Annotated in this window: 1 protein-coding gene; it reads right to left on the bottom strand. The window is 66.1% G+C overall.

Going from position 1 to position 283, the window contains the following annotated elements; all coding sequences use genetic code 11:
• Positions 1 to 283 (bottom strand): cbb3-type cytochrome c oxidase subunit I (locus DBV35_RS29900; protein ID WP_205648974.1); only part of this gene is annotated, 283 nt, incomplete at both ends.

The raw sequence follows: 283 nt of genomic DNA, 5'->3' as shown, positions 1-283 counted from the left end.
AGACCCATGATCCAGAGGTCACCGCCCGGCCCCGGCGAACGCACCGCGTCCGACAGCGGGGTGTAGGCGAACCAGCCGAAGTCCGCCGCGCCGCCCGGGGTGAGGAAGCCGGAGACGACGATGATGCCGCCGAACAGGTACAGCCAGTACGAGAACGAGTTGAGCCGCGGGAACGCGACGTCGGGTGCACCGATCTGCAGCGGCACGATGTAGTTCGCGAAACCGAAGACGATCGGCGTCGCGAACAGCAGCAGCATGATCGTGCCGTGCATGGTGAACAGCT

It is taken from the genome of Acuticoccus kandeliae, from assembly GCF_003073115.1.
Note: the sequence above shows the minus strand (reverse complement) of the source record. Positions and strands in the feature narration are given on the sequence as shown.